The 25,666-nt window shown below is 59.1% G+C and carries 18 protein-coding genes, 1 tRNA gene and 1 pseudogene; 3 read left to right on the top strand and 17 right to left on the bottom strand.

Translation table 11 applies throughout. The features are described 5' to 3' along the window. Positions 1–84: 84 nt before the first annotated feature. The 5 genes from AABM54_RS23725 to rpsU form a co-directional block, all read right to left on the bottom strand. A tRNA-Ile gene (locus tag AABM54_RS23725) sits at positions 85–161 on the bottom strand. Between the two features lie 15 nt (positions 162–176). Then, positions 177–3,920, bottom strand: a complete 3,744-nt coding sequence (locus tag AABM54_RS23720; RefSeq protein ID WP_347902344.1) for an EAL domain-containing protein — start codon at positions 3,918–3,920, stop codon at positions 177–179. A gap of 124 nt (positions 3,921–4,044) precedes the next feature. Further along, entirely contained in the window at positions 4,045–5,892 is a 1,848-nt protein-coding gene (gene rpoD / locus AABM54_RS23715; RefSeq protein WP_347902342.1) for an RNA polymerase sigma factor RpoD, read from the bottom strand. Between the two features lie 67 nt (positions 5,893–5,959). Then, the gene (gene dnaG, locus AABM54_RS23710) at positions 5,960–7,921 is read right to left on the bottom strand and encodes a DNA primase (protein WP_347902341.1); all 1,962 of its coding nucleotides are present in this window, start codon (positions 7,919–7,921) and stop codon (positions 5,960–5,962) included. Positions 7,922–8,413: 492 nt separating this feature from the next. Then, positions 8,414–8,629: a 30S ribosomal protein S21 gene (rpsU, locus tag AABM54_RS23705; RefSeq protein ID WP_002551877.1), complete on the bottom strand. Its 216-nt coding sequence runs from the start codon at positions 8,627–8,629 to the stop codon at positions 8,414–8,416. A 199-nt stretch (positions 8,630–8,828) separates the two neighbouring features. On the opposite strand from rpsU, the gene tsaD reads away from it, so the two are divergent. Continuing rightward, on the top strand, positions 8,829–9,854 hold the full coding sequence (gene tsaD, locus AABM54_RS23700) for a tRNA (adenosine(37)-N6)-threonylcarbamoyltransferase complex transferase subunit TsaD (RefSeq protein WP_347902340.1): 1,026 nt from the start codon (positions 8,829–8,831) through the stop codon (positions 9,852–9,854). A gap of 23 nt (positions 9,855–9,877) precedes the next feature. Here tsaD and plsY read toward each other — a convergent pair whose 3' ends face one another. Beyond that, positions 9,878–10,447, bottom strand: a complete 570-nt coding sequence (plsY, locus tag AABM54_RS23695; protein WP_347902339.1) for a glycerol-3-phosphate 1-O-acyltransferase PlsY — start codon at positions 10,445–10,447, stop codon at positions 9,878–9,880. Between the two features lie 74 nt (positions 10,448–10,521). Between plsY and folB the strand changes: the two genes are divergently transcribed. Together folB and folK are read left to right on the top strand one after the other, a co-directional pair. Next, on the top strand, positions 10,522–10,875 hold the full coding sequence (gene folB / locus AABM54_RS23690; RefSeq protein ID WP_347902338.1) for a dihydroneopterin aldolase: 354 nt from the start codon (positions 10,522–10,524) through the stop codon (positions 10,873–10,875). After that, a pseudogene (folK, locus tag AABM54_RS23685) lies at positions 10,866–11,385 on the top strand (2-amino-4-hydroxy-6-hydroxymethyldihydropteridine diphosphokinase). The gene folB and the pseudogene folK overlap by 10 nt, the downstream one beginning before the upstream one ends. Before the next feature lie 70 nt (positions 11,386–11,455). Here the strand turns inward: folK and AABM54_RS23680 are convergent. The 11 genes from AABM54_RS23680 to AABM54_RS23630 all read right to left on the bottom strand — a co-directional run bounded on the left by AABM54_RS23680 (position 11,456) and on the right by AABM54_RS23630 (position 25,638). Then, positions 11,456–12,685 (bottom strand): multifunctional CCA addition/repair protein, encoded by a 1,230-nt coding sequence (locus tag AABM54_RS23680; RefSeq protein ID WP_347902337.1) that lies wholly within the window; start codon positions 12,683–12,685, stop codon positions 11,456–11,458. A gap of 63 nt (positions 12,686–12,748) precedes the next feature. Then, on the bottom strand, positions 12,749–14,311 hold the full coding sequence (locus AABM54_RS23675) for a SpoVR family protein (RefSeq protein WP_347902336.1): 1,563 nt from the start codon (positions 14,309–14,311) through the stop codon (positions 12,749–12,751). Further along, a complete protein-coding gene (locus tag AABM54_RS23670) occupies positions 14,308–15,579 on the bottom strand; it encodes a YeaH/YhbH family protein (RefSeq protein ID WP_347902335.1) in 1,272 nt (423 codons plus the stop codon). Before AABM54_RS23670 ends, AABM54_RS23675 begins: the two co-directional genes overlap by 4 nt. 209 nt (positions 15,580–15,788) lie before the next feature. Beyond that, positions 15,789–17,711 (bottom strand): PrkA family serine protein kinase, encoded by a 1,923-nt coding sequence (locus AABM54_RS23665; protein WP_145014440.1) that lies wholly within the window; start codon positions 17,709–17,711, stop codon positions 15,789–15,791. Positions 17,712–17,996: 285 nt separating this feature from the next. Further along, positions 17,997–18,326 carry a thiosulfate sulfurtransferase GlpE gene (gene glpE / locus AABM54_RS23660; RefSeq protein WP_347902334.1) on the bottom strand — a complete coding sequence of 110 codons (330 nt, stop codon included), beginning with the start codon at positions 18,324–18,326 and terminating at the stop codon, positions 17,997–17,999. A 15-nt stretch (positions 18,327–18,341) separates the two neighbouring features. Next, entirely contained in the window at positions 18,342–19,220 is an 879-nt protein-coding gene (locus AABM54_RS23655; RefSeq protein WP_347902333.1) for a symmetrical bis(5'-nucleosyl)-tetraphosphatase, read from the bottom strand. Then, a complete protein-coding gene (gene apaG, locus AABM54_RS23650; protein ID WP_347902332.1) occupies positions 19,220–19,600 on the bottom strand; it encodes a Co2+/Mg2+ efflux protein ApaG in 381 nt (126 codons plus the stop codon). The genes AABM54_RS23655 and apaG overlap by 1 nt, the downstream gene beginning before the upstream one ends. Before the next feature lie 123 nt (positions 19,601–19,723). Beyond that, on the bottom strand, positions 19,724–20,542 hold the full coding sequence (gene rsmA, locus AABM54_RS23645) for a 16S rRNA (adenine(1518)-N(6)/adenine(1519)-N(6))-dimethyltransferase RsmA (RefSeq protein ID WP_347902331.1): 819 nt from the start codon (positions 20,540–20,542) through the stop codon (positions 19,724–19,726). After that, the gene (gene pdxA / locus AABM54_RS23640; protein WP_347902330.1) at positions 20,539–21,528 is read right to left on the bottom strand and encodes a 4-hydroxythreonine-4-phosphate dehydrogenase PdxA; all 990 of its coding nucleotides are present in this window, start codon (positions 21,526–21,528) and stop codon (positions 20,539–20,541) included. Before pdxA ends, rsmA begins: the two co-directional genes overlap by 4 nt. Next, complete coding sequence (gene surA / locus AABM54_RS23635) at positions 21,525–22,841, bottom strand: peptidylprolyl isomerase SurA (RefSeq protein ID WP_347902329.1); 1,317 nt, start codon at positions 22,839–22,841, stop codon at positions 21,525–21,527. The genes pdxA and surA overlap by 4 nt, the downstream gene beginning before the upstream one ends. Further along, positions 22,822–25,638, bottom strand: a complete 2,817-nt coding sequence (locus AABM54_RS23630) for an LPS-assembly protein LptD (protein WP_347902328.1) — start codon at positions 25,636–25,638, stop codon at positions 22,822–22,824. The genes surA and AABM54_RS23630 overlap by 20 nt, the downstream gene beginning before the upstream one ends. Between the last annotated feature and the right edge of the window lie 28 nt (positions 25,639–25,666).

The raw sequence follows: 25,666 nt of genomic DNA, 5'->3' as shown, positions 1-25,666 counted from the left end.
ATTTTGGCGCGTTGGAGGTACAGAACTGGCCTGGCTGTTTTTGTCGCGGACATGAAAAAGCCGCGCAATGCGCGGCTTTCGAATTGGTGGGCCCACACGGACTTGAACCGTGGACCAAAGGATTATGAGTCCTCTGCTCTAACCAACTGAGCTATAGGCCCTCAGTAGGCCGCGGATTATAGCGACGGTTTCTCGGCTGTGCTATCCGAAAAGTTTGAAAGCGTTATACGAAGGAAGGTCGCGGCGAATTCTTCGGCCGGCAGCGGCAGGCTGACGATGTAGCCCTGGATCTGTTCGCAGCCTTCTGCGGCGAGGAAAATTTGCTGGGCCTGGGTTTCGACGCCCTCGGCGATCACCGTGAATTGCATGCTGCGGCCCAGGGCGATGATCGCGCGGACGATGGCGGCATCGTGTGGGTCGTCGGGCAGTCCACGGACGAAGGACTGGTCGATTTTCAGGAAGTCCAGCGGCAGGCGTTTGAGGTAGCTCAGGGACGAGTAACCGGTGCCGAAGTCGTCGATGGCCAGTTGCACACCCAGGCGCTTGAGCTGGTGCAGCACCGCCAGCGCTTCTTCGGCCTGGCTCATGATGAAGTTTTCGGTAATTTCCAGTTGCAGGAAACCTGGTTCGAGGCCGTAGTCCTTGAGCAGTTGTTCAATGCGCCCCAGCAGGTTTGGCTGGCGCAACTGCGCGCCCGCGAGATTGACCGAGAGCGGACCAAAACTGTCATAAAGCCGATTCCAGGCATGCAGCTGTTGGCAGGCTTGCTCCAGGACCCAGTCGCCTATTTGCAGGATCATGCCGTTTTCTTCGGCCAGCGGGATGAAATGCTCGGGCGGTACGTCGCCAAAGGTCGGGTGATGCCAGCGGATCAAGGCTTCGGCGCCGACCAACGCATGACTGACCAGGCTGATTTTCGGTTGATAGAACAGGCTCAACTCATTGCGCTCGATGGCCCGGCGCAGTTCGTGCTCCAGGGCGATGCGCTCGCTGGCCTGGGCGGTCAGGTCGCGGGTGTAGCTCTCGACCCGGTTGCGGCCCTTGGCCTTGGAGCGGTACATGGCGGCATCGGCATTCTTGACCAGCGTGGCGACGTCGCAGCCGTCCTTGGGGTAGAGGCTGGTGCCAATGCTCGCGCTGATAAAGAACTCGTGTTCACCGGCCTGGAACGGCGCCGTGAAGCAGTGCAGCAGTTTAGTGGCGATGTGTTCGGCGTCGCTGGGTTGTTGCAGGCCGGGCAGCAGAATGATGAATTCGTCGCCGCCCAGCCGGGCAACGGTGTCGATGTCGCGCAGTTGCTCTTTCAAACGCACGGCGATGCCTTTGAGCAGCAGGTCGCCGACCGGGTGGCCGAGGCTGTCGTTGATGTGCTTGAAACGGTCCAGGTCCAGAAACAGGACCGCGCCCTGACCGCCGTTGTCCTGTTGGGCATTGAGCGCTGTCAGCAGGCGACTTTCGAACAGTGTGCGGTTGGGCAGGCCGGTCAGGGGGTCGTGGTGAGCCTGATAGTCGAGCTTGGCCTGGGCATGCTTGAGGCTGGAGATATCCGCGAACACCGCCACGAAGTGGGTGATGAACCGGTCGCGGTTGCGCACGGCACTGATGGTCAGCCAACTGGGGTACAACTCGCCGTTCTTGCGCCGGTTGGAAATCTCGCCTTGCCAATGCCCTTCGGCGGTCAGTTGATGCCACATGGCCGCGTAGAAGGCGCTGTCGTGCAGGCCTGAGGCGAGCAGCCGGGGTGTGTGGCCCAACGCTTCGGTTTCGCTGTAGCCGGTGATCTCGGTGAACGCCCGGTTCACCGCGCTGATGTGTTGCTGGGTGTCGGTGATCAAGACGCCTTCTGCGGTGCTCTCGAACACGGTGGCGGCCTGTTGCAGTTTTTCCTGCATCAGGTGCCGCTCGGTGATGTCGCGCACGATGGTCAGCATGCAATCGTCTTCACCGATGGGCAGTGGCCGGCTGGACATTTCGCAGAGGCGGATCTGCCCGTCATTGCGCCGGATGTGGCAACTGAAGTCCCGTACGAAACCGTCGCGCTGGAGCAGGTCGAGCATTTGCTTGCGCTCGTTGAGGTTGACCCAGATGCCAAGGTCGAAGGTGGAGCGGTCCACCGACATGGCGGTATTGAAGCCGGTGATGCGACTGAACCCCTCGTTGATTTCGAGCAGCAGGCCATCGCGTTGTCGGGACAGCAGCAAGCCGTCGGGAGAGGCGTGGAAGGCCTTGGCGAACTTCTCTTCCGAGGTTTGCAGCAGTTGCTGGGTTTCCTTGAGCTGGCTGATGTCGCGCACCACCACCACCAGCGCCGGGGTGGTGTCCAGGTCGAAAGGCTCGGCGGAAATCAGTCCGGTAAACACTTGGCCGTTACTGCGGCGAAAGGGCATCTCCAGGTTGCGAATGCTACCGGCCTGCAAGCGTTGCAGCAGGTTGGGGCCGACGCCGGGGATGCCCCAGATGTTCAGTTCGGTGGCGGTTTGGCCGATCACGTCCTGCGCACTCAGGCCGATCTGCTCCTCGAACGCTTCGTTGACCTCCAGCAAACATCCATCGGACAACCGAGCGATGACCAGGATGTCCGGGCATTGCTGGAACACCGAGGCGAACTTCTGCTCGGACAGGCGCAAGGCTTCTTCGATGTGCTTGGTTTCGCTGATGTCGATCATCAGGCCGCGCATCACCGGCTCATGGCCGTGTTCGATCAGGCTGACGATATCGCGCACCCACAGACAGCGCCCGTCGGCGGTAATGACGCGGTAGTCGAGGCTGTGATCGCGCCCGGCCAGGACTTCATGGTCGCAAAAAGCCTGGGCACGGGGCAGGTCGGCCGGGTGGATGATGTTGCGCCAGAAGCCCGGAATCAGCCATTGGGACAGGGGATAGCCAAGCAGGGCCTCGGCGTGGGGCGAAACGTAGCTGTACGTGAAATCGCTGATGCGCGCCTCCCAGGCAATCGCCGAGAGGCTCTCCACCAGCCCGCGATAGTGGTACTCGCTGCTGCGCAGTTCTTGTTCAAGGTCGACACGCCGGGCGATTTCCGAACTCAGGCGACGGTTGATGCGGATCACCACCGCCAGCACCGCGACCAGCAGCAGAATTCCCGGCAGGCCGTACAGCAACAGGTCGGACCAGAAGGTGCGGTGATCGAGAACGTTACCGACCCAGCGCTCCTGGATGGCACTGATTTCGGCGGGGGTCATGTCTGCCAGGACTTTATCCAGAATGCCCACGAGCATTTTGTTGTCGTGCGGGACGGCCATCGCCAGTTGGTAGCGGTAGGGCGTTTCACCGCTGACGTAAAGGCCTTCCAGCTTGAGCTGCCGCAGGCTCCAGACGCTTGAAGCGAGGTCGCCCACCACGGCATCCACTTCGTCGGTCGCCAGTGCTTGCAAGGTCGAGCTGACATTGGGCATCGGGACGAGGTTCAGGTCCGGGTGGTGGGTACGCAGCAACTCATGAGGCGCGTAGTTTTCCACCACGGCTATCTTCAGCCCGTACAGGTCGTCGATTTTATGCGGTTGCGCGCCCCCCACGTGAGCGAGGATGACGATCGGGAAGTCCAGATAAGGGCGGGTGAACGAAAGGTAGGTCTGCCGTTCGGGTGTCGACATGATGCCTGGCAGCAGGTCCAGCTTGCCGTGTTTGATCTGCTCCAGGACTTCGGTCCAGCTGGCGGGCTCAACGGGGGTGAACTTGATCGCCAGGCGATCACGGATCAGGTTGATGTAATCCGCTGCCAGGCCCTGATATCGGCCCTGCTCATCGCGAAACTCAAATGGTGGCCATGAGGCGTCTACGCCCAGGCGCAATTCCGGATGGGCCGTCAGCCAGCCGCGTTCCTCATCGGTCAGAGTCAGCGCGCCAGCCGTTGCGGTCCAGGCAAGCAGCGACAGCAACAACACGGCCGGCAGTCTGGGCATAACGGTCTCGTTATGGCTCAAGGGGAATGGTTCGAGTGTAGACGGGCAATGCGAAGGGGGAGTGAAGCGCGGGGGATTTAATCGGCAGAAAGCAAAACCCCCGGCAGGGCCGGGGGTTTTGTGATCACTCGTCGAGGAAGGAGCGTAAATGCTCGCTTCTCGTCGGGTGGCGCAGCTTGCGCAACGCCTTGGCTTCGATCTGACGAATCCGTTCACGGGTAACGTCGAACTGCTTACCAACCTCCTCAAGGGTGTGGTCGGTATTCATGTCGATGCCGAAGCGCATGCGCAGAACCTTGGCTTCACGGGCAGTGAGGCCGGAGAGAACTTCGCGAGTCGCTTCTTTAAGGCTCTCAACGGTTGCAACATCGATTGGCGACTGCATGGTCGAGTCTTCGATGAAGTCACCCAGGTGGGAGTCTTCGTCATCACCGATCGGGGTTTCCATGGAGATCGGCTCTTTAGCGATCTTCAATACCTTGCGGATCTTGTCCTCAGGCATTTCCATGCGTTCGCCCAGCTCTTCCGGGGTCGGTTCGCGACCCATTTCCTGCAACATCTGGCGGGAAATACGGTTGAGCTTGTTGATCGTCTCGATCATGTGCACCGGAATACGGATGGTGCGGGCCTGGTCGGCGATCGAGCGAGTGATCGCCTGACGGATCCACCAGGTGGCATAAGTCGAGAATTTGTAGCCGCGACGGTATTCGAACTTGTCTACCGCTTTCATCAAGCCGATGTTGCCTTCCTGGATCAGATCGAGGAATTGCAGGCCACGGTTGGTGTACTTCTTGGCGATGGAGATCACCAGACGCAAGTTCGCTTCGACCATCTCTTTCTTCGCGCGGCGGGCCTTGGCCTCACCGATCGACATGCGACGGTTGATGTCCTTGATCTCGGCAATCTTCAAGCCGGTTTCGGCTTCAAGTGCGGTCAGCTTCTGTTGGCAACGAACGATATCGGCCTGCAGGCGACCAATGGCTTCAGCGTATTTGCTTTTGCCTTTGGCCAGTGCGTCGGTCCAGCTTTCGTCAACTTCGTTGCCCGGGAACTGGCGCAGGAAGTCGGCACGCGGCATGCGTGCATCACGAACGCAGAGCTGCATGATCGCGCGCTCTTGCTGACGCAGACGATCCAGGGCGCCACGCACACGCTCAACCAGGCCTTCGAATTGCTTCGGAACCAGTTTGATCGGCATGAACAGCTCGGCCAGCGCCAACATCTCGGCAATAGCCTGCTTGTTTTCGCGCCCGTGCTTTTTCAGCGCCTTGCGGGTGACTTCCATCTGGTCGGCCACAGCGCCAAAACGCTGGGCTGCGATGACCGGATCCGGACCGCTTTCGGCTTCTTCTTCGTCGTCACTGGCTTCAGCGTCGTCGTCTTCGGCGTCGTCATCCGCTTTCACGGCTTTCGGGTCGACAGGCGGCGGCACTTCTGCAGCAGGCGGCGCAATGCCGTCGTCCGGGTCGATATAACCGCTCAGGACGTCGGACAGGCGGCCACCTTCGGTGGTGACGCGAGTGTACTCGGAGAGAATATGGTCAACCGTGCCAGGGAAGTGCGCAATTGCGCCCATCACTTCACGGATGCCTTCTTCAATACGCTTGGCGATTTCGATTTCGCCTTCACGTGTGAGGAGCTCTACGGTACCCATCTCACGCATATACATGCGCACAGGGTCGGTAGTGCGACCAATGTCGGTCTCAACCGCTGCCAACGCAGCGGCCGCTTCTTCCGCGGCTGCCTCGTCGGTATCGGCGTCGGCCAGCATAAGGGCGTCCGCATCCGGAGCACTCTCGTGTACGGGGATCCCCATGTCATTAATCATGCGGATGATGTCTTCCACCTGTTCCGGATCTGAAATATCCTCCGGCAGGTGGTCGTTGACCTCTGCGTAAGTCAGATACTTCTGCTCACGACCAAGGGTGATCAACTCTTTGATACGAGACTGCTGTTGCGCTTTTCCGGACATAACACCCTATCCACTGAAGGTCTTGGCGGGCAAAAAACAAGCCGAGGATTATACCTGAGCTATGACCTCACGCGCCAGTTGAGGTCGGGTTTGATGCGGAAACCTTTTGACGCAGGAGGTCGCGCATCTGGTTTGCTTCCTCTGGACTGAGTCCAGACTGGTTTGCTTTGTTGATAAGTTTTTCCAGGTTTCGTTCACGTTGACGTGTCGCTAGCGTAGTAATGGTGTCGAAAAACTGTTGTTCAAGGTTGTCTCCCTCAATCAACCATTCCTTTTCTGCCAATGCCTTGAGCAGGCGCCCTTGTTCGGTGCCATGCCAGCGTGCGATCAGTTGAAATGAGTTTAGCTTAGGATTCTTCTGCACGGCTTCGAGCAGTGCTACCAGCAGTTGCGTGGTGGAGTGATCTTCAGCGGCAAAGTGCCCGGCGTCCTCCACTTTTTCCGCCAGTTGCGGGTGGTGCAGCAGGGTGCGCAGGGCCGTCAGCGTGGGTGGTTCGACGGACGTGGGGATACGTGGGGCGTAGGCCTGATCGCGATCACCGCCGCGTTTGCCTTTTTTGTCCCAGGGTTTGTTTTCCCACTTCTTGCCGCCGTTGCCCGGTTTTTTCGGCGTCCACTCCTGCTGGGGCGCGTAGGCCTCCTGCGGTTGGTGGTAGTCGGCATAATCCGGCATGGCGTCGTAATCGATGCCAGGGTCATAAGCGGGGGGCGCGTCCTGAGGGGCGCTGTGCACCAGTTGGTTGACGGTTTCGCTGTTGAGTCCGGTGATTTCCGTCAGGCGCTGGCGCATCAGTGTGCGTAAGTTGGCCCCCGGGACTTTGTCGATCAGCGGCGCGGCGAGGGTGGCCATGTGGGCCTTGCCTTCGAGCGAGCGCGGGTCGGACTCTTCGGTCAACTGCTGAAAAAAGTAGTCTGCCAGCGGCTGGGCATGCTGATTGATGCGGGCGCGGAAGGCATCGGTGCCTTCGGAGCGCACCAGCGTATCCGGGTCCTCACCTTCGGGCAGGAACAGAAAACGCGCGCGCCGCCCGTCTTGCAGGCTCGAAAGCGTTGACTCCAGGGCGCGCCATGCAGCGTTGCGGCCCGCCTGGTCGCCGTCGAAGCAGAACAACACGTTGGGTACGACGCGAAACAGTCGCTTCAAGTGTTCTTCGCTGGTAGCGGTGCCGAGGGTGGCGACGGCGTTGCGCAGGCCTTGTTGGGCGAGGGCGATAACGTCCATGTAACCCTCGACGACAATGATCTCGTCGAGGTTGCGATTGTTTTTGCGTGCTTCATAAAGGCCGTAGAGCTCCTGGCCTTTATGGAATACCGGGGTTTCCGGGGAGTTCAGGTACTTCGGTTTGTCGTCGCCCAGTACCCGGCCGCCAAACGCGATGATGCGCCCACGGCTGTCGCGGATCGGGAACATTACGCGATCGCGGAAGCGGTCATAGCGTTTGCCGGTTTCGGCGTTCTCGATCAACAGGCCTGCGTCGATCATGGCTTTTTGTTGCAGGGTGTCGCTGCTCAGGTGCTTGAACAGGTTGTCCCAGCCTGGTGGTGCGAAACCCAGGCCGAAATCGCGGGCGATTTCGCCGGTCAGGCCGCGGCCTTTCAGGTAGTCGACGGCCGCTTTGCGCGCCGGGTGGCTTTTCAGCGCCTGGCGGTAAAAATCGGCGGCAGCGGTGAGCAGCGGGTACAGCGGCGAGTCGGTCGGCTGTCGCGGTTTGTGCGGTCGGCCGCTTTCCTCGCGGGGAATTTCCATGCCGGCGGCTTTGGCCAGTTCTTCGACGGCCTGGGGGAAGTCCAGGTTGTCGTGGTCCATGATGAAGCCGAGGGCGTTGCCGCCCGCGCCGCAGCCAAAGCAGTAATAGAACTGTTTGTCCGGGCTGACGCTGAATGACGGGGTTTTTTCTTTGTGAAACGGGCAGCAGGCAGTGTAGTTCTTGCCGGCTTTTTTCATTTGCAGGCGCGAGCTGACCACATCGACGATGTCGGTGCGGTTCAGAAGGTCGTCAATAAAGCTCTGGGGAATTAGCCCGGCCATGGCGTTCTCGTCATCACTGCGCTGAAAATTTGATCCGCGCGAGGAGCGGCCCGATGCCGGTCATTGTTTTGAGGCGCGGCAGATGTGCGGCTCGACCAGGTATCGTCTGCGTATTCGCTGTCGGGAAGTGTATCTGCCGAAAAACCACCGACGTTAATGCTCATCAGTATTCGACTGCTTGAAAGTGTTGCGCTCAATCCGGTAGTGGCCAAAGACAGGCCTCGGATAGCTCATGTAAGTGGGCACGCATAATAGTGCCTTGCGCTGATCGTCGTGAGAGGATCAGTAAAAAGGGTGTGCTCGTCAGTAGCCTTGGAAGGCTCGTCAGAAGAGACGTGCACCGCTGGCAAAAGAGCCAGGTCTGACGTTTAAAGCAGATTTGTCTCGGTCGCGTCTGCGGCTTTGACGGTGAAGCATCAAGCGATGTCCGCAAATGCCATTAGCCCGGCTGAGGGCCGGGCTTGGCAGAAGCTTGCTACGAACGTCTGTGTATTAGTACAGACGAACGGCGCGGCGCTGTTCGCGCTGAACTTTCTTGGCGTGACGCTTAACAGCAGCAGCTGCTTTGCGCTTACGCTCAGAAGTCGGCTTCTCGTAAAATTCGCGGCTACGAACTTCAGCCAGTACACCGGCTTTTTCGCAGGAGCGCTTGAAACGACGCAGAGCTACGTCGAAGGGTTCGTTCTCTTTAACTTTGACGGCTGGCATCCAGAGCTACCTTCATTCATTACCGGGGTCAACATCCTCGCGGCAAAAATGCACTTGAAGACGTCGGTTTTTAAGGGTTGCGGATGTTAACCCCTCATCGCTCGGAATGCAAAGCCTCTGATCGAAAACCGCTGGTCGGGGCACCACGTGGCGACTATTATGCGCGCCTTCGAATTCAGCCTAAACAAGGCGCAAACCCATGCTAGTACTGGGATTAGAAACCTCCTGCGACGAAACCGGTGTCGCACTTTACGACAGTGAAAGAGGCTTGCTGGCCGACGCACTGTTCAGCCAGATCGACCTGCATCGCGCCTATGGTGGCGTAGTGCCGGAGCTGGCGTCGCGTGACCACGTCAAGCGTATGCTGCCCTTGATTCGTCAGGTGTTGGCTGAAGCCGATTGCGTGCCGACCGAGATCGATGCAATCGCCTACACCGCAGGTCCTGGCCTGGTGGGCGCTCTTCTGGTGGGGGCTTCCTGTGCTCAGGCGCTGGCCTTTGCCTGGGGCATTCCGGCCTTGGGCGTGCACCACATGGAAGGCCATTTGCTGGCGCCGATGCTGGAGCCGCAACCGCCCGAATTCCCGTTCGTCGCTTTGTTGGTGTCCGGGGGGCATACGCAACTGGTTCGGGTCGATGGCATTGGCCAATACGAGCTGTTGGGTGAGACTCTTGATGACGCTGCGGGTGAGGCGTTCGACAAGACGGCCAAGATGATGGGGATGAATTACCCCGGTGGTCCGGAAATCGCACGACTGGCTGCGCAAGGCGTTGCCGGACGTTTCGTCTTCCCGCGTCCGATGTGTGATCGTCCGGGGCTGGCCTTCAGCTTCAGTGGCTTGAAAACCTTTGCCCTGAACACCTGGCAGCAATGCGTCAGTGCCGGGGACGACAGTGAACAAACCCGCAGCGACATCTCGCTGGCCTTCCAGCAGGCAGTGGTGGAGACTTTGACCATCAAGTGCAAGCGTGCCCTCAAGCAGGCGGGTCTCAAGCGTCTGGTGATCGCTGGTGGCGTCAGCGCCAACAAGGCATTGCGGGAGTCGTTGGAGAAGATGCTCGGCGACATGAAGGGCGACGTTTACTACGCACGTCCGGAGTTCTGCACCGATAACGGCGCGATGATTGCTTTTGCCGGTTGCCAGCGTTTGCAGGCAGGTCAGCAGGAAAGCCTGGCCATCAGCGTGCAGGCACGCTGGCCGATGGAGCAGTTGTCGCCCCTGTGATGAGCGTTGTTCATGGCGGGTATTTAAAAATGCCGTTCGCGCCCGGCAAACAGGTCGCGTAGATTGCCGCGATGCCGCCACACGATCAACGCCGTCAGGGCGCTCATCGGCAGCAGTGCTTCCGGCTCTTGCCAGGCCAGCAGTGGCAGGGTCAGGGGCGTGGCGATCAGCGCAGCCAGCGAGCTGGTGCGGGTGAGGTAGAAGGTCAGTAGCCAGGCACCGATGGCCAGGAGCGCGGCGGGTGGGTAAAGCCCCAGCAGCATGCCGGCCGCGGTGGCGACACCTTTGCCGCCGCGAAAGCGGAAGTACAGCGGGAACAGATGGCCAATGACGGCGCAGACGCCGACCCAGGCCTGTTGTTGCACCGAAAGACCGGCGAGCGCGGCGATCAGCACCGGCAACAAGCCTTTGCAGAGGTCGCCGAGCAAGGTCAGGATGGCGAGTTTTTTGCCGGCCAGACGCAACATGTTGGTGGCACCGGCATTGCCGGAGCCACTCATTCGCGGATCGGGGTTACCGGTCAGGCGGCTGAGCAAAATGGCGAAGGACAGAGAGCCGAGCAGGTAGGCGAGAATCGCCAGTAACCAAAACATGCTAACCATTCCGGGCGAGGACGCCCTGATTCTAACGGCGCATTGCGCCCTTGTCGTGCTGCGGAGAAGAGTGCTTGGACAGAGTGTTTATCGAGGGCCTGGAAGTCGACACGGTGATCGGTGCCTACGACTGGGAGCGCGGCATCCGTCAGTGCCTGCGGCTTGATCTGAGCTTCGCCTGGGACAATCGTCCGGCAGCGGCCGGTGATGACCTGACCCTGGCGCTCGATTACGCCAGCGTTTCGGCGCGTATTCAGGCGTTTGCCGAGCAAGCGCAGTTTCAACTGGTTGAAACCTTTGCCGAGCGCCTGGCTGAAGTCTTGATGAGCGAATTCAAGATTACCTGGCTGCGCCTCAAGCTGACCAAGCCAGGGGCCGTTCCGGCGGCTACGGGTGTGGGCGTGGAGATCGAGCGCGGATGTCGCTGACTCAGGTTTTCCTCGGCCTCGGCAGTAACGTCGAGCGTGAAGCTCATTTGCAGGCGGGGCTGGAAGCGCTTGCCGGTTTTCTGGTGGATATTCGCTGCTCGGCGGTGTTCGAGAGTCAGCCGGTGGGCATCAAGAGTGGGCCGTTTTTCAATTTTGTGGTGTCGGCCCTATACCGATCTGCCACTGCTGGAACTGGACCGGCGCTTGAAATTCATTGAGGCGGATAATGGTCGCTATGCGCCGGACCGCAAGGGTTTGCCGCTGGATATCGATGTGTTGTTGTATGGCGAGTTGGCAGGCAACTTCGATGGGCTGATCCTGCCGCGTGTGGAAATTCTGAAAAATGCCTTCGTGCTGTGGCCGTTGTCGCTGATTGCGCCGGACAGGGTGCATCCGGGTGTAGGCAAGAGCTTTTCGACGTTGTGGAGCGAGGCGCAGATTGATCAGGTGCTGGCGCCTGTGGCGTTTGAATGGCGTGGTGAGCAGTTGACCCCTTCACATTTGTTGTGAGGCGGATGACGCCTTCGCGGGTAAGCCCGCTCCCACAAGGGTTGTGCCGGTCCTGTGGGGGCGGGCTTGTTCAGGTTGACGCCGCCTCTTTGTAAGCCTTCAGCGCTTTAAGCCTTTCACGCTTGATTGCCTCGCCCAGCCCTGGCCCCTTGAAGCCCTTCTCCAGCAACGGCTGAACGGCGATGCCTCGCGCCGCAGTAGCCGCACCACGCAAATAATCCGCTTGTGGATAACTTCTCTGCTCAAGCCCCTTGCGGCCTCGTGCGTCCATTTCGCAGGCGATGATAAATTCCTCAAAGCGCTGCGGCCGACGGTAAACGTCGAAACTCTGTAGCAGTTCCAGCAAAGTTGATGCTTTCAGTTCCAGCGCCCGGTGACCATGGGTGTGGTATTCGCCCACCAGCAGTGCCAGTTCCTGGCAGTCACGCGGTGCCTTGAAGCGTTCGTTGAGCGCTTTGATCAGCTTCAGGCCCTTGTGTTCATGGGCGATGTGCCGAGGCCATTCTTCTTTTGGTGTCAGGCCTTTGCCCAAGTCATGCAGCAGGCAGGCCCAGCGTACGGTCAGCGGTTGTTGGTGTCGCGCCGCTTGCTCCAGCACGCTCAGGGTGTGCACGCCGGTGTCGATTTCCGGGTGGTGGGCTTCGGGCTGAGGCACGCCAAAGAGTGCATCAACCTCCGGCATCAAGACCTTCAGTGCGCCGCAGTCGCGCAGCACTTGGATGAATACCTGTGGCTGATCTTCCATCAGGGCGCGGGAGATTTCTTTCCAGCTGCGTTCAGCGGTCAGGGCTTCAAGTTCGCCTGATTCGCTGAGTTGGCGCATCAGTTCCAGGGTTTCAGGGGCGACAGTAAAACCCAGCTCGGCATAACGAGCTGCGAAGCGGGCGACGCGTAGCACTCGCAGGGGATCTTCGGCGAACGCGGGGGAAACATGGCGAAGTACGCGGGCATCGAGATCGCGTTGGCCGTGATAGGGGTCGGTCAGATTGCCGTGATCGTCCTCGGCCATGGCGTTGATCGTCAGGTCGCGACGAATCAGGTCTTCTTCCAGGGTAACCTCGGGGCTGGCATGGAAGGTGAATCCGCCGTAACCCCGCCCGCTCTTGCGTTCGGTGCGTGCGAGGGCGTATTCCTCGCCACTTTTTGGATGAAGAAACACCGGAAAGTCCGCGCCGACCGGGCGGTAGCCTTTGGCGAGCATCTCTTCAGTGGTCGCGCCTACCACGACCCAGTCGATGTCAGTGACAGGCTTGCCGAGCAGGCGATCACGAACCGCACCACCGACTTTAAAAATTTGCATAAAAAACCTCCGTAAGCCCGACAGGATAACCCTTGCGTCGAACTTTCGGAGGTCTGGGTTGCATCACAGGTGAATGACAGCCAGGTCCAGTCGCCCGTAATCCCCTTCGTTGTGATCGCCTCTGGGCGGGACATGGTGGGTTTTCATGAGCTGGTCACCTTGCAGCGTCTCCAGGTGTATATCGAACCCCCACAGCCGGTGCAGGTGCTTGAGGACTTCGTCGGTGGAGTCACCCAGGGGTTTGCGGTCATGTTGTTGGTGGCGCAGGGTCAGCGAGCGGTCGCCGCGGCGGTCGATGCTGTAGATCTGCACGTTGGGCTCGCGGTTACCAAGGTTGTACTGCGCCGCCAAGGTTTCACGAATGATCCGGTAGCCTTCTTCGTCGTGAATCGCAGGCACCAGCAGGTCGTCCTTCTGATCGTCATCGAGAATGCTGAACAGTTTCAGGTCGCGGATCACTTTGGGTGACAGGTACTGCAGGATGAAGCTCTCATCCTTGAAGCTGCTCATGGCGAACTTGATGCTCGACAGCCAGTCGGTCCCGGCGATTTCCGGGAACCAGCGGTAGTCCTCTTCGGTGGGTTCTTCGCACATGCGCCGGATGTCGCGGTACATGGCGAAACCGAGGGTGTAGGGGTTGATCCCGTTGTAGTAAGGGCTGTCGAAGCCAGGCTGGAAGACCACGCTGGTGTGTGACGTCAGGAACTCCATCATGAAGCCGTCGGTTACCAGGCCCTCGTCGTACAAGTCGTTCATCAGCGTGTAGTGCCAGAACGTTGCCCAGCCTTCGTTCATGACCTGAGTCTGGCGCTGTGGGTAAAAGTATTGGGCGATCTTGCGCACGATCCGCACGATTTCCCGTTGCCAAGGCTCCAGCAGCGGGGCGTGTTTTTCGATGAAGTAGAGGATGTTCTCCTGCGGCTCGGCGGGAAAACGGGCGTTGTCCTTCTCGTTGTACTTGTCGGCCCCTTTGGGGATGGTGCGCCACAGGTCGTTGATCTGCTTTTGCAGGTGTTCTTCACGATCTTTCTGCCGGCGCCGCTCTTCTTCGGCGGAAATCGGATAAGGGCGTTTGTAGCGGTCGACGCCGTAGTTCATCAGCGCATGGCAGGAGTCCAGCAGGTCTTCTACGGCGTCGATGCCATGGCGCTCTTCGCATTGCATGATGTACTGCTTGGCGAAAACCAGGTAATCGATGATCGAGCTCGCATCGGTCCAGGTGCGGAACAGGTAATTGCCCTTGAAAAAGCTGTTGTGGCCATAGCAGGCGTGGGCAACCACCAGCGCCTGCATGCAGATGGTGTTTTCTTCCATCAGATAGGCAATGCACGGGTCCGAGTTGATCACGATCTCGTAGGCCAGCCCCATCTGGCCGCGACTGTAGGACTTCTCGGTGCTGAGGAAGTGTTTGCCATAGGACCAGTGGTGATAACCCAGTGGCATGCCGACAGACGCATAGGCGTCCATCATCTGTTCGGCGGTGATCACCTCGATCTGGTTGGGGTAGGTATCCAGCGCATAGCGGTTCGCGATACGGCTGATTTCGCGGTCGTAGGCCTGGATCAGCTCGAATGTCCATTCGGAGCCGGTGGAAATGGGTTGGCGCTTCTGCTCTTTGGCGGTCATGTCACTAACCTGCGCTGGAAGAGTTCACGGAAGACCGGATAGATATCCCCGGCCGAAACCAGCTGCTGCTGAGCGAACGTTTCAGAAAAGGCTTCGCTGATACGCTCGTATTCGTACCACAAGGCCTGGTGTTCGCGCGGGGTGATCTCCACATAAGTGTAGTACTGCACGAATGGCATGATTTGGTTGATCAGGATGTCGCGGCAGATCGGCGAGTCGTCGTTCCAGTTATCGCCGTCCGAAGCCTGGGCAGCGTAGATGTTCCAGTCGTTGCTGGGATAACGCTCTGCCATGATTTCCTGCATGAGTTTCAAGGCGCTGGAAACGATGGTGCCGCCGGTTTCGCGAGAGTAGAAGAACTCTTCCTCGTCGACTTCGCGGGCGCTGGTGTGGTGACGAATGAACACCACATCGATTTTCTCGTAGTTACGCTTGAGGAACAGGTACAGCAGGATGAAGAACCGCTTGGCGATGTCTTTGGTGGCCTGGGTCATGGAGCCGGAGACGTCCATCAGGCAGAACATCACGGCTTTGGAGCTGGGGTTGGGTTGCTTGATCAGCAGGTTGTACTTGAGGTCGAACGTGTCGAGAAACGGTATGCGATGGATTCGCGCACTCAAGCGTTCAATTTCTGCTTCGATGGTCTGGATATCGCCGAAGTTGTCGGGTTCTTCCCGTTTAAGTCGGGCCAGTTCATCTTTGGCGTCCTTCAGCTTTGCCCGGCTGCTGCCAGATAGCGCAATACGCCGTGCATGGGCTGAACGCAAAGTGCGGATGATGTTGATCCGTGACGGGTTGCCCTCGTTGCTGATGCCGGCGCGCACGGTTTTGAAGGTGTCGGTGCCGCTCAGGTTGCGCTTGACCAGGTTCGGCAGCTCCAGGTCCTCGAACATGAACTCAAGGAACTCTTCCTGGGTGATCTGGAAAACGAATTCGTCCATGCCTTCGCCGGAGTTGCCGGCCTTGCCCGGACCTTTGCCGCCACCACCACCCGGTGGACGGGCGATATGCTCGCCGCTGGTGAATTCCTTGTTGCCCGGATGCACGACGGTCTGCTTGCCGCCGCGACCATGGTGAAGCACCGGCTCGTCGATATCCCGGCCGGGAATGCTGATTTGCTCGCCGTGCTCCATATCCGTGATGGAGCGCCGGCTGACCGCCTCTTCGACGGCCTTTTTGATGTGGTCACGGTAACGCCGCAGAAACCGCTGACGGTTTACCGTGCTCTTGTTCTTGCCATTGAGACGTCGGTCGATCACATAGCTCATGACTGCTCCTTAGAAGCTGTCTTGAGAAATCGCGAGCAAGTCTGGCTGTAAGGGGCGCAAGGTAGGGGGGCGCGGTTATGCGCCTTCCGTACCTGTTGCGCGTTGCCTGGGCTTCGCTGTCGATTTCCAAACACCTTCCAGAAACCTGTGTAACAGAAATTGTGTACACAGGCTCCGGGCTAACGACAACCGGTCTGACCGGCAGCGGGTTACTGCGATTTCCTGACTCGCAGATACCACTCGGACAGCAGTCGTACCTGTTTGTCGGTGTAACCGCGCTCGACCATCCGTGTAACGAAGTCGTTGTGTTTTTGCTGGTCCTCTTTGCTGGCCTTGGCGTTGAAGCTGATAACCGGTAGCAGATCCTCGGTGTTCGAGAACATTTTCTTCTCGATGACCACGCGCAGCTTCTCGTAGCTGAGCCAGGTTGGGTTCTTGCCGTTGTTGTTGGCTCGGGCACGCAGGACGAAGTTGACGATTTCGTTGCGGAAATCTTTCGGATTGCTGATGCCCGCCGGTTTTTCGATTTTTTCCAGCTCTTCGTTGAGGGCTACGCGATTGAGGATCTCACCGGTTTCCGGATCGCGGTATTCCTGGTCCTGAATCCAGAAGTCTGCGTAAAGCACATAGCGGTCGAAGATGTTTTGACCGTACTCGCTGTAGGACTCCAGGTAGGCGGTCTGAATCTCCTTGCCAATGAACTCGATGTAACGCGGCGCCAGGTACTCTTTGAGGAAGCGCAGATAGCGCTCGCGGGTTTCCGCCTGGAATTGTTCCTGTTCGATCTGTTGCTCCAGCACGTACAGCAGATGTACCGGGTTGGCGGCGATTTCGTGCGGGTCGAAGTTGAAGACCTTCGACAGGATCTTGAAGGCAAACCGGGTCGACAGGCCATTCATGCCTTCGTCGACACCTGCGGTGTCGCGGTATTCCTGGATCGACTTGGCCTTTGGATCGGTGTCCTTGAGGTTTTCGCCGTCATACACGCGCATCTTCGAATAGATGTTGGAGTTTTCCGGCTCCTTGAGGCGCGAGAGCACGGTGAACTGAGCGAGCATCTTCAGGGTGTCGGGCGCGCAATGAGCCTTGGCCAGGGAGCTGTTGAACAACAGTTTGTCGTAGATCTTCACTTCGTCGCTGACCCGCAGGCAGTACGGCACTTTGACGATGTAGATCCGGTCGATGAACGCTTCGTTGTTCTTGTTGTTGCGGAAGGTGTGCCACTCCGATTCGTTGGAGTGGGCCAGCAGGATCCCGGTGAACGGAATCGCGCCCAGACCCTCGGTGCTGTTGTAGTTGCCTTCCTGGGTGGCCGTCAGTAATGGGTGCAGCACCTTGATCGGTGCCTTGAACATTTCGACGAATTCCATCAAACCCTGGTTGGAGCGGCAGAGTGCGCCCGAGTAGCTATAGGCATCGGCGTCGTTTTGCGGGAATTCTTCGAGCTTGCGGATATCGACCTTGCCCACCAGCGCGGAGATGTCCTGGTTGTTTTCGTCACCCGGTTCGGTCTTGGCCACGGCGATCTGGTTAAGGATCGACGGGTAGAGTTTGACCACGCGGAACTGGCTGATGTCACCGCCGAATTCGGCCAGGCGCTTGGTTGCCCAGGGCGACATGATGGTGTTGAGGTAGCGTCGCGGAATGCCGAAATCCTCTTCGAGGATCGCGCCATCTTCTGTGGCGTTGAACAGCCCCAGGGGCGACTCGAATACCGGCGAGCCCTTGATGGCATAGAAGGGCACTTTTTCGATCAGTTGTTTGAGTTTCTCGGCCAGGGACGATTTACCGCCACCGACAGGGCCCAGCAGGTAGAGGATCTGTTTCTTCTCTTCCAGGCCCTGCGCAGCATGGCGGAAGTAGGAGACGATCTGGTCGATGCATTCTTCCATTCCGTGGAAGTCTTCAAAGGCCGGATAGCGACGGATCACTTTGTTGGAAAAGATGCGCGACAGTCTCGAATTGGTCGAGGTGTCGAGCAGTTCCGGTTCGCCGATTGCCAGTAGCAAACGTTCGGCGGACGACGCGTAAGCGCTGCGGTCCTTTTTGCACAGTTCCAGATACTCTTGCAGCGTGAGTTCTTCCTGGCGCGTGGACTCGAAGCGTTGTTGGAAGTGGCTAAAAATACTCATGACGTCACCTCGCTCGATACGTGGAGCCGACGTCGGATCAGTCAGTCGATGCTGGCAAGCAACTGAAATGCAGCTGCTGTTTACCCCCCAGAACACCTTCAAAGCTATCGACCTTGAAAGCTACTCCCGATGATCCGCATGCCGGTGTACCGGCTCTCCCCTGTTTTGGATGGCCTGAGGCTAAGGATAGTTCGGAATCCGGGAGGCAAAGGGGCAATGCGTAATTTGTTGTGACGGACCGTTCGTCAGCCCACGGCGGGCGTGGGCTGGAGCGTGTGAAAAAAATTATTCGGTAGGGTTTTGAGAGATTTCTGAGGGAAAAGTCGTGCGCCACAGCTCAAAACCACCGTCCATGCTGTAGACGTCGGAGAAGCCTTGGCTGACCAGATAGGCTGCCGCCCCTTGGCTGGAATTGCCGTGATAGCAGACCACAACGGTCGGTGCATCAAGGTCGGCGGCGGTGATGAAAGCGTGCAGCGAGTGGTTGTCCAGGTGCTTTGAGCCGCTGATGTGGTTCAGGGCGAAAGTCTGCGGATCACGGACGTCGACCACGACGGCGCCTTTTTCGCGCAGGGCCTGGGCCTGCTCTGGGGGGATGCGTTTGAATTCGCTCATGGCGGGCTCCTGAGTCTAGCGCTTGGCGCTGGCTAATTGATCGGGGGTGGTGGGGGCGATGGGCTGCATAAGGTGACCTTCGTCATCGCATTCGCAATGAAGGCGCTGGCCGGTATCGATGTTCATCAAGGTCAACGAACCTCCCCAGACACAACCGGTGTCGAGGGCAAAGATACCGGGTTCGTTGCATTGGCCTTCCAGGGCCGCCCAGTGACCGAAGATGATCTTCAGCCCCTTGGTCTTGCGCTCCTTTTGCTTGAACCAGGGCGCATAGCCGGGGCGCGCGGTCTCGGCGCCTTCCTTGCCCTTGAGGTCAAGCTTGCCTTCGCTGGTGCAGAAACGCATGCGAGTGAAATAGTTGGTAATGACCCGCAGGCGGGTAACGCCCTTGAGGTCGTTGTCCCATTTCGCCGGCTCGTTGCCGTACATACCGTCCAGGTAAGGTGCGATGAGGTTATCGTCGCGCAGGGCGGCTTCGACTTCGGATGCACACTTTAAAGCCTTGCGCAGGGACCATTGCGGCGGGATGCCGGCATGCACCAGGGCCATGTCGCGTTGTTCGTCGTAGTGCATGAGCTTTTGCTGGCGCAACCACTCAAGCAGCTCCCGGGCGTCCGGTGCTTCGAGTATCTCGTGCAGGGTGTCGTTTTTTTTCAGGCGCTCGATGTTTTTCCCGGCGGCCAGCAGGTGCAGGTCGTGGTTACCCAATACGCACACCAGCGATTCGCGGATGCTATAGAGGAAGCGCAGGGTTTGCAGCGACTGCGGGCCACGGTTGACCAGATCGCCGACCAGCCACAAACGATCCTTTGCAGGGTCGAATGCCACCTGCTTGAGCAGGCATTGCAGGGGTTCAAGGCAACCTTGCAGGTCACCTACGGCGTAGGTTGTCATTAATGCAGGGCTCCGGGCACCGCCAGACGAAACGGCGCGATGACGGCGTCGAAGTGTTTTCCGTCTTCAGCGAGCATCTGGTAAGTGCCTTGCATGGTGCCGACTCGTGTGGTCATCACGGTGCCGCTGCTGTAGGTGTGGCTTTTGCCGACGTCGATCAGCGGTTGCTGACCCACGACACCGGCACCGCGAACCTCTTCGACATGCCCGTCGCCATCGGTGATGACCCAGTGCCGAGAGAGCAACTTGGCCGGGACCTGGCCGTTGTTCTGTACGGTGATGGTGTAGGCGAAGGCAAAGCGGTTGTGCTCGGGTTGCGACTGTTCTGCCAGAAAGCGGGTAACGACGCTGACGTCGACCTGATAACGAGGATCGGACATGCAAAAGGCCTTTAGAGCGAAGCGGAGCGCGGGGCATAACTGATAGAGGTCAGTCTAGGCCAAGTAGCGGGTAGTAAACCAGACTGGGCGCCTGGTGTCCTACCCGTTAACGCTCAAGGGCTGTCAGTCGGCGGCGGGCGCCGCGTTGACTTGTTCGCTGAGCTTGTCGGCCAGGCGAACGAAGGCCGCCAGGTCGAGCTGCTCGGGACGCAGGCCGCCATCGACGCCGGCAGCTTCGATTTCAGCGTTGCTCAGCAGCAACTTGAGGGTGTTGCGCAGGGTCTTGCGGCGCTGGTTGAAGGCTTCGCGAACGACGCGTTCCAGCAGGCGATGATCCTTGGCCGGGTGTGGCAGCACGTCGTGCGGCACCAGGCGGACGATTGCCGAGTCGACTTTTGGTGGCGGGTTGAACGCGCCGGGGCCAACGTTGAACAGGTGTTCAACCCGGCAGTGGTACTGAACCATGATCGACAGACGCCCCCAGTCACCGCCGCCAGGGCCGGCCGCAAGACGTTCAACCACTTCCTTTTGCAGCATGAAGTGCATGTCGCGGATGATGCCTGCATTGCTCAGCAGGTGGAAAATCAGCGGCGTGGAGATGTTGTACGGCAGGTTGCCGACGACGCGCAGGCTGTTGGGTGCTGCATTCAGGCTGTTGAAGTCGAACTTCAGCGCATCGCCCTGGTGCAGGTTGAAATTGCTCTTGCCGGCGAACTGTTGGTTGAGGATCGGGATCAGGTCCTTGTCCAGTTCAACCACGTCCAGTTGGGCGCCGCTGTTGAGCAGGCCTTCGGTGAGCGCACCCTGGCCCGGGCCGATTTCCAGCAGGCGGTCTTCAGGCTTGGCGCGGATGGCGCGCAGGATGCGGTCGATAACGCCGGCATCGTGCAGGAAGTTCTGGCCGAAGCGCTTGCGCGCCCGGTGTTGGTAATGCTCGGTCATAAACGGGTCTCGGCCATCTGATAGGCGGTTTCCAGGGCGACGTGCAGGCTGCCGGTGTCGATTCTGCCGCTGCCAGCCAGGTCCAGGGCGGTGCCGTGGTCGACTGAAGTGCGGATGATCGGCAAGCCGAGGGTCACGTTGACTGCCGCGCCGAAACCTTTGTATTTCAGCACGGGCAAACCCTGGTCGTGGTACATCGCCAGCACTGCATCGCAGTGCTCCAGATATTTGGGGGTAAACAGAGTGTCGGCGGGCAGGGGGCCACGCAGGTCCATGCCTTCGCCGCGCAGACGCTCCAGGGTGGGTTCGATGATGTCGATTTCTTCATGGCCCAGGTGTCCGCCTTCACCGGCATGCGGGTTGAGCCCGCAGACAAGGATGCGCGGCCGGGCGATGCCGAATTTTTGTTGCAGGTCGGCGTGCAGGATTCGCGTGACCCGCTCCAGTCGCTCCACGGTGATTGCATCGGCAACCTCGCGCAGCGGCAGGTGGGTGGTGACCAGGGCTACGCGCAAACCGCGGGTAGCCAGCATCATCACCACTTGTTGGGTGTGGGTCAGGTCGGCGAGGAACTCGGTGTGGCCGGAAAAGGCGATCCCGGACTCGTTGATCACACCCTTGTGAACCGGGGCGGTGATCATGCCGGCAAAGTGCCCGTCCAGGCAGCCCTGGCCTGCTCGGGTCAGGGTTTCCAGGACAAACGCGGCATTGGCCTTGTCCAGCTGACCGGCCGTGACCTTGGTGTTGAGCGGCGTATCCCAGACATACAGACTGTTGGCGGGCGCCGGAGCGTCCGGCCAATGGTCGGGGGTGACCGTCAGCAGGTCGACGACCACGCCCAGTTGCGAGGCCCGCTCAAGGAGCAGGTCGCGGCTGGTAATGGCAATCAGGGGGTGTGGCTGGGCTTGCGAGGCAAGCAGCAGGCACAGGTCAGGACCTATGCCCGCCGGTTCGCCGGGTGTCAGCGCGAAACGCTTGGGTTTCACTGCTTTGCCTGGTCTGCACCAGGGAGTTTGATCTCTACGTAGGCTTCGTCGCGGATCTGACGCAGCCAGGTTTGCAGCTCTTCGTCGTATTTGCGGTTACGCAGTACGGTCATCGCTTGCTGTTCACGGGCCTGGGTAGTGCTGTCGGTGGCGCGGCGGCCAAGGACTTCCAGTACGTGCCAGCCGTAAGGGCTCTTGAAGGGCTTGGACAGTTGACCTTGCGGGGTCTTGGCCATCACTTCGCGGAACTCCGGTACGAGCGAGTTCGGGTCGATCCAGTTCAGGTCACCGCCGTTAAGGGCGGAACCCGGGTCTTCCGAGTAGCTTTTTGCCAGGTCAGCAAAGTCTTCGCCCGCTTCAATGCGCTCGTAGAGCTTCTGTGCCAGACGCTTGGTTTCTTCTTCGCTGCGGATTTCGCTTGGTTTGATCAGGATATGGCGAACGTGGACTTCGTCACGTACCTGATTGCCGCCGCCGCGCTTTTCCAGCACTTTCAGAATAATGAAGCCACCAGGTGTGCGTGCCGGCTGAGTGATCTCACCCACGGACATGGCGCTCAGCTCACGATCGAACGGCGGTGGCAGTTGAGCGGCTTTACGCCAGCCCATGTCGCCGCCTTCCAGTGCGTTGTCGCTCGCGGATTTGGCAATGGCCAATTGGGCGAAGTCTGCACCTTGCTTGAGCTGCTGATAGATTTCCATTGCCTGGCGAGCGGCATTCTGAATCGCTTCAGAGTTGGCGCTTTCCGGCGTCGGAATCAGGATGTTGGCCAAGTGCAGTTCTTCAGAGAGCTGAACTTTGCCAAGGTCGGAGGCGAGGAAGTTCTTCACTTCCTGCTCGGACACCTGAATGCGCTCGGCTACACGGCGTTGGCGCACACGGCTGATGATCATTTCACGGCGAACCTGGTCACGTGCGTCGTCATAAGACAGGCCGTCGTGTGCCAGGGCGGCGCGGAACTGATCCACGGTCATGTTGTTGCGCTGGGCAATGGTGCCGATCGCCTGGTTCAGTTCTTCATCTGTAATGCGGATGCCGGAGCGCTCGCCGATCTGCAGTTGCAGGTTTTCGACGATCAGACGCTCAAGTACCTGCTGATCCAGTACGCCAGGCGGCGGAGTGCCGCCGCCGCGCTTGGCGATGGTTTGCTGAACTTCATGAACGCGTTGGTCCAGTTGGCTCTGCATGACCACGTCGTTGTCGACGATGGCCACCACTTTGTCGATGGACTGTACTGCGGCATTGGCCACAGTACCCAGGAACAACGCGCCCAGCATCAGCGGGCGCAGACAATCAGAAAGCTTGGTCTTCACGTTCACGATAACCCTTGATGCCTTGGTCGAGGAAACTCTCTACTTTCTGGCCAACAACGCCACCAAGTCCCTTCAGCACAATTTGGAGGAAAATGCCGCGGTCACCGCTTTCGTTTTGCGGAGCCTGCTGGCTGAACTCGTCATACTTGATCCAGTAACGGCTGATCAGGCGCAGCTTCCAGCAGCAGTTGTCGTACTCGAAACCACCAATAGCGTCGAGCGTGCGGTTGCGGCTGTAGTCGTACTGCCAACGGCTGATGGCGTTCCATTGCGGCACGATCGGCCAGATCACGGAGAAGTCGTGCTGCTGGATCTTGTAGTAGTCCTTCACGAAACCAGGAGTGCCCGGGGTGCCATAGTCGCCGCCGCCCACAATCCACTTACCGGTAGATTCGTCGTAACGAATCTGGTCGTTGCGATAGCGATAGCCGGCGTTGATGATTTTGTTCGGGTTGTCTTCAGGCTGGTAGTGGAACATCGCGCTGCCCGAACGAGGGCTGCGGCTGTCAGGGTCCCAGTTGTAGTCGGCCGTGGCGCGCCAGTCGCGGTTAAAGCGATAGGAGTATTCCATTGCATACGGTGACACATTGGAATGTGCGTCGGCGCGAGTCTTGGCATCGATACCTGGCAGTTGTACTTCGCGGTCCTTGAAGTACAGGGCCTGGCCAACACTGATGGTTTGACGTTCGAAGCCATTGTCCTCGATCCAGCGGTTGGTCACGCCCAGGGACAGTTTGTTCTCATCCCCTACGCGGTCGGAGCCGGTGAAGCGATTGTCGCGAAACAGCGACGAGTAGTTGAACGTGCTCTCGCCAGAGTCGAATACCGGGATGTCTTCCTGATTGGTCTCCGGGACATACAGGTAGTACAAGCGTGGCTCAAGCGTCTGCCGGTAGTTTTTGCCGAACCATGAAGTATTGCGGTCGAAGTAAAGGCCGCTGTCGATGCTGGCAATAGGGACGCTGCGGTTCTGGGAGCCACTGAAGTTGCCGCCGATGTAATCGGTGCCGTTTCGTGCTGCGGCTGCGCGTGCATCGTCAATCTGGACCTTGCCCAGATTGTCGAGGCTGAGGTCGTATTGGGTGTACTTGTACTTGAGCGACGGCTTCACGAAGCCGTAGGTCCAGTTCAGAGGCAGACTGACGGTCGGTTCAAGATCCAGGCGGTTACCGTTGGCGCGTGCCAGGCCGGTAACGTTTCTGTCCAGACGACCTTGATCGATGCCATCCTTGTCGAAGTAGCTACCAGTTAGCAGGTCGCGATCAAAACGCACGATTTCCGTGTTGTACGAAAAATCCAGACCGCCCGGATGTTGTGGCAGTTCACCTACGAAGGTGATCTGTGGCAGGCGGTTGTACGGCGTAATGTTGGAGACCGTTGCCAGTTCATAGGCCTGAGCATTGATGCGTGCGCGGTAGGTATCGCCACGGTAAGTAACGACGCCCTGCTGGTTAACGTATTCGTGGGATGCCTTGATCCCGATTTGATCACTTTCCAGATCCTGGAAGTAATACGGGTCGCTGATCTTGGTGTAGTCGACCTCTGTCATCAGGCGCGAATCAAGCCCGCCCTTGTGCTGCCAGTTGAGCATGTAGCGGGATTTTTCGTAGTCGCTCTGCTTGCTGCGTTCGGTATCGTCGTCGTTGAGGTACGCCGCGCCGAACTGACCTTCGCTGGACTTGGTCAGGTAGCGGAACTCGCCTTCCATCAACAGGCCGCGTTTGCTCATGTAGCGCGGGTACAACGTGGCATCGTAGTTCGGCGCCAGGTTGAAGTAGTACGGGGTGACGAGCAACATGCCCGTGTCGGTGCCGGTGCCGATGGTCGGCGGCAGGAAGCCGGACTGGCGACGGTCGTCGATCGGGAAGTAGATGTACGGGGTGTAGAGCACCGGAATGTCTTTGACCCGCAGCGTCACGTTGGTTGCGGTGCCGAAGCCGGTCGCCGGGTTCAGGGTGATGTTGTTACCCTTGAGCTGCCAGGCGTTGCTGTTCGGTTCGCACGTGGTGTACGTGCCGTCCTTGAGACGGATGATCGCGTTTTCAGCACGCTTGGCGTACAGCGCGTTACCGCGGATGCGTGACTTGTGCATCACGTATTCGGCGTTGTCGACCTTGGCTTCACCGGTGTCGAGCTGCACGTCGGCGTGGTCGCCAACGATCAGGGCACCGTTGTCGCGAATCCGCACGTTGCCGCTGAGTTCGCCACGGTTCTCGGCCTGATACAGGTTGGCTTCGTCGGCCTCGACCTGCATGCTGCCCTGACGCATGACGACGTCACCGGCCAGGGTCGCGACCTGCTGTTCTTGCTGGTAGCGCGACGCCTTGGCACCGATGAAGGTCGGCGCGTCACTTTTATTCGTCTTGTCATTCATGCCAGGACGAATGGGTTCGATATAGGAACCAGAGCAATAAGGACCGGTTTCAGCCAATTGCGCCGCGGTGAGCTTGTCACGCGGGACCCAGTCGAGGTGACTGTAGTCTTCGCTGCGGGACTTCAGGCCACGACCTTTGGATTCGGTCACCAGGACCGGTTTGGGTCCCGAGTCGTCGCTGGCACTGGTGCCCGCTGCCGATTCGTTGTTCGACGTGACGGCGCTGCCGTCATGCACGGGACGCGGCGGCAATTGGGCGGCGCTGGTTTTCGGCGCGCAGTCCCAGGCACCCGAAGCAGAGACTGAGCAGTCATACTGTTCCGCGGCGACCACATACGAAGTGGCTAGAGGTTGCAGGGCCAGCAAACTGCCGGTTACCAGCAACGGAAATTTTTTACGAAACGCGGGGGATTTCAATGCCATCTTATTAGTCCGGGCTTCCTGCGTGCCA

It is taken from the genome of Pseudomonas purpurea (assembly GCF_039908635.1).
Taxonomy (GTDB): domain Bacteria; phylum Pseudomonadota; class Gammaproteobacteria; order Pseudomonadales; family Pseudomonadaceae; genus Aquipseudomonas; species Aquipseudomonas purpurea.
Note: the sequence above shows the minus strand (reverse complement) of the source record. Positions and strands in the feature narration are given on the sequence as shown.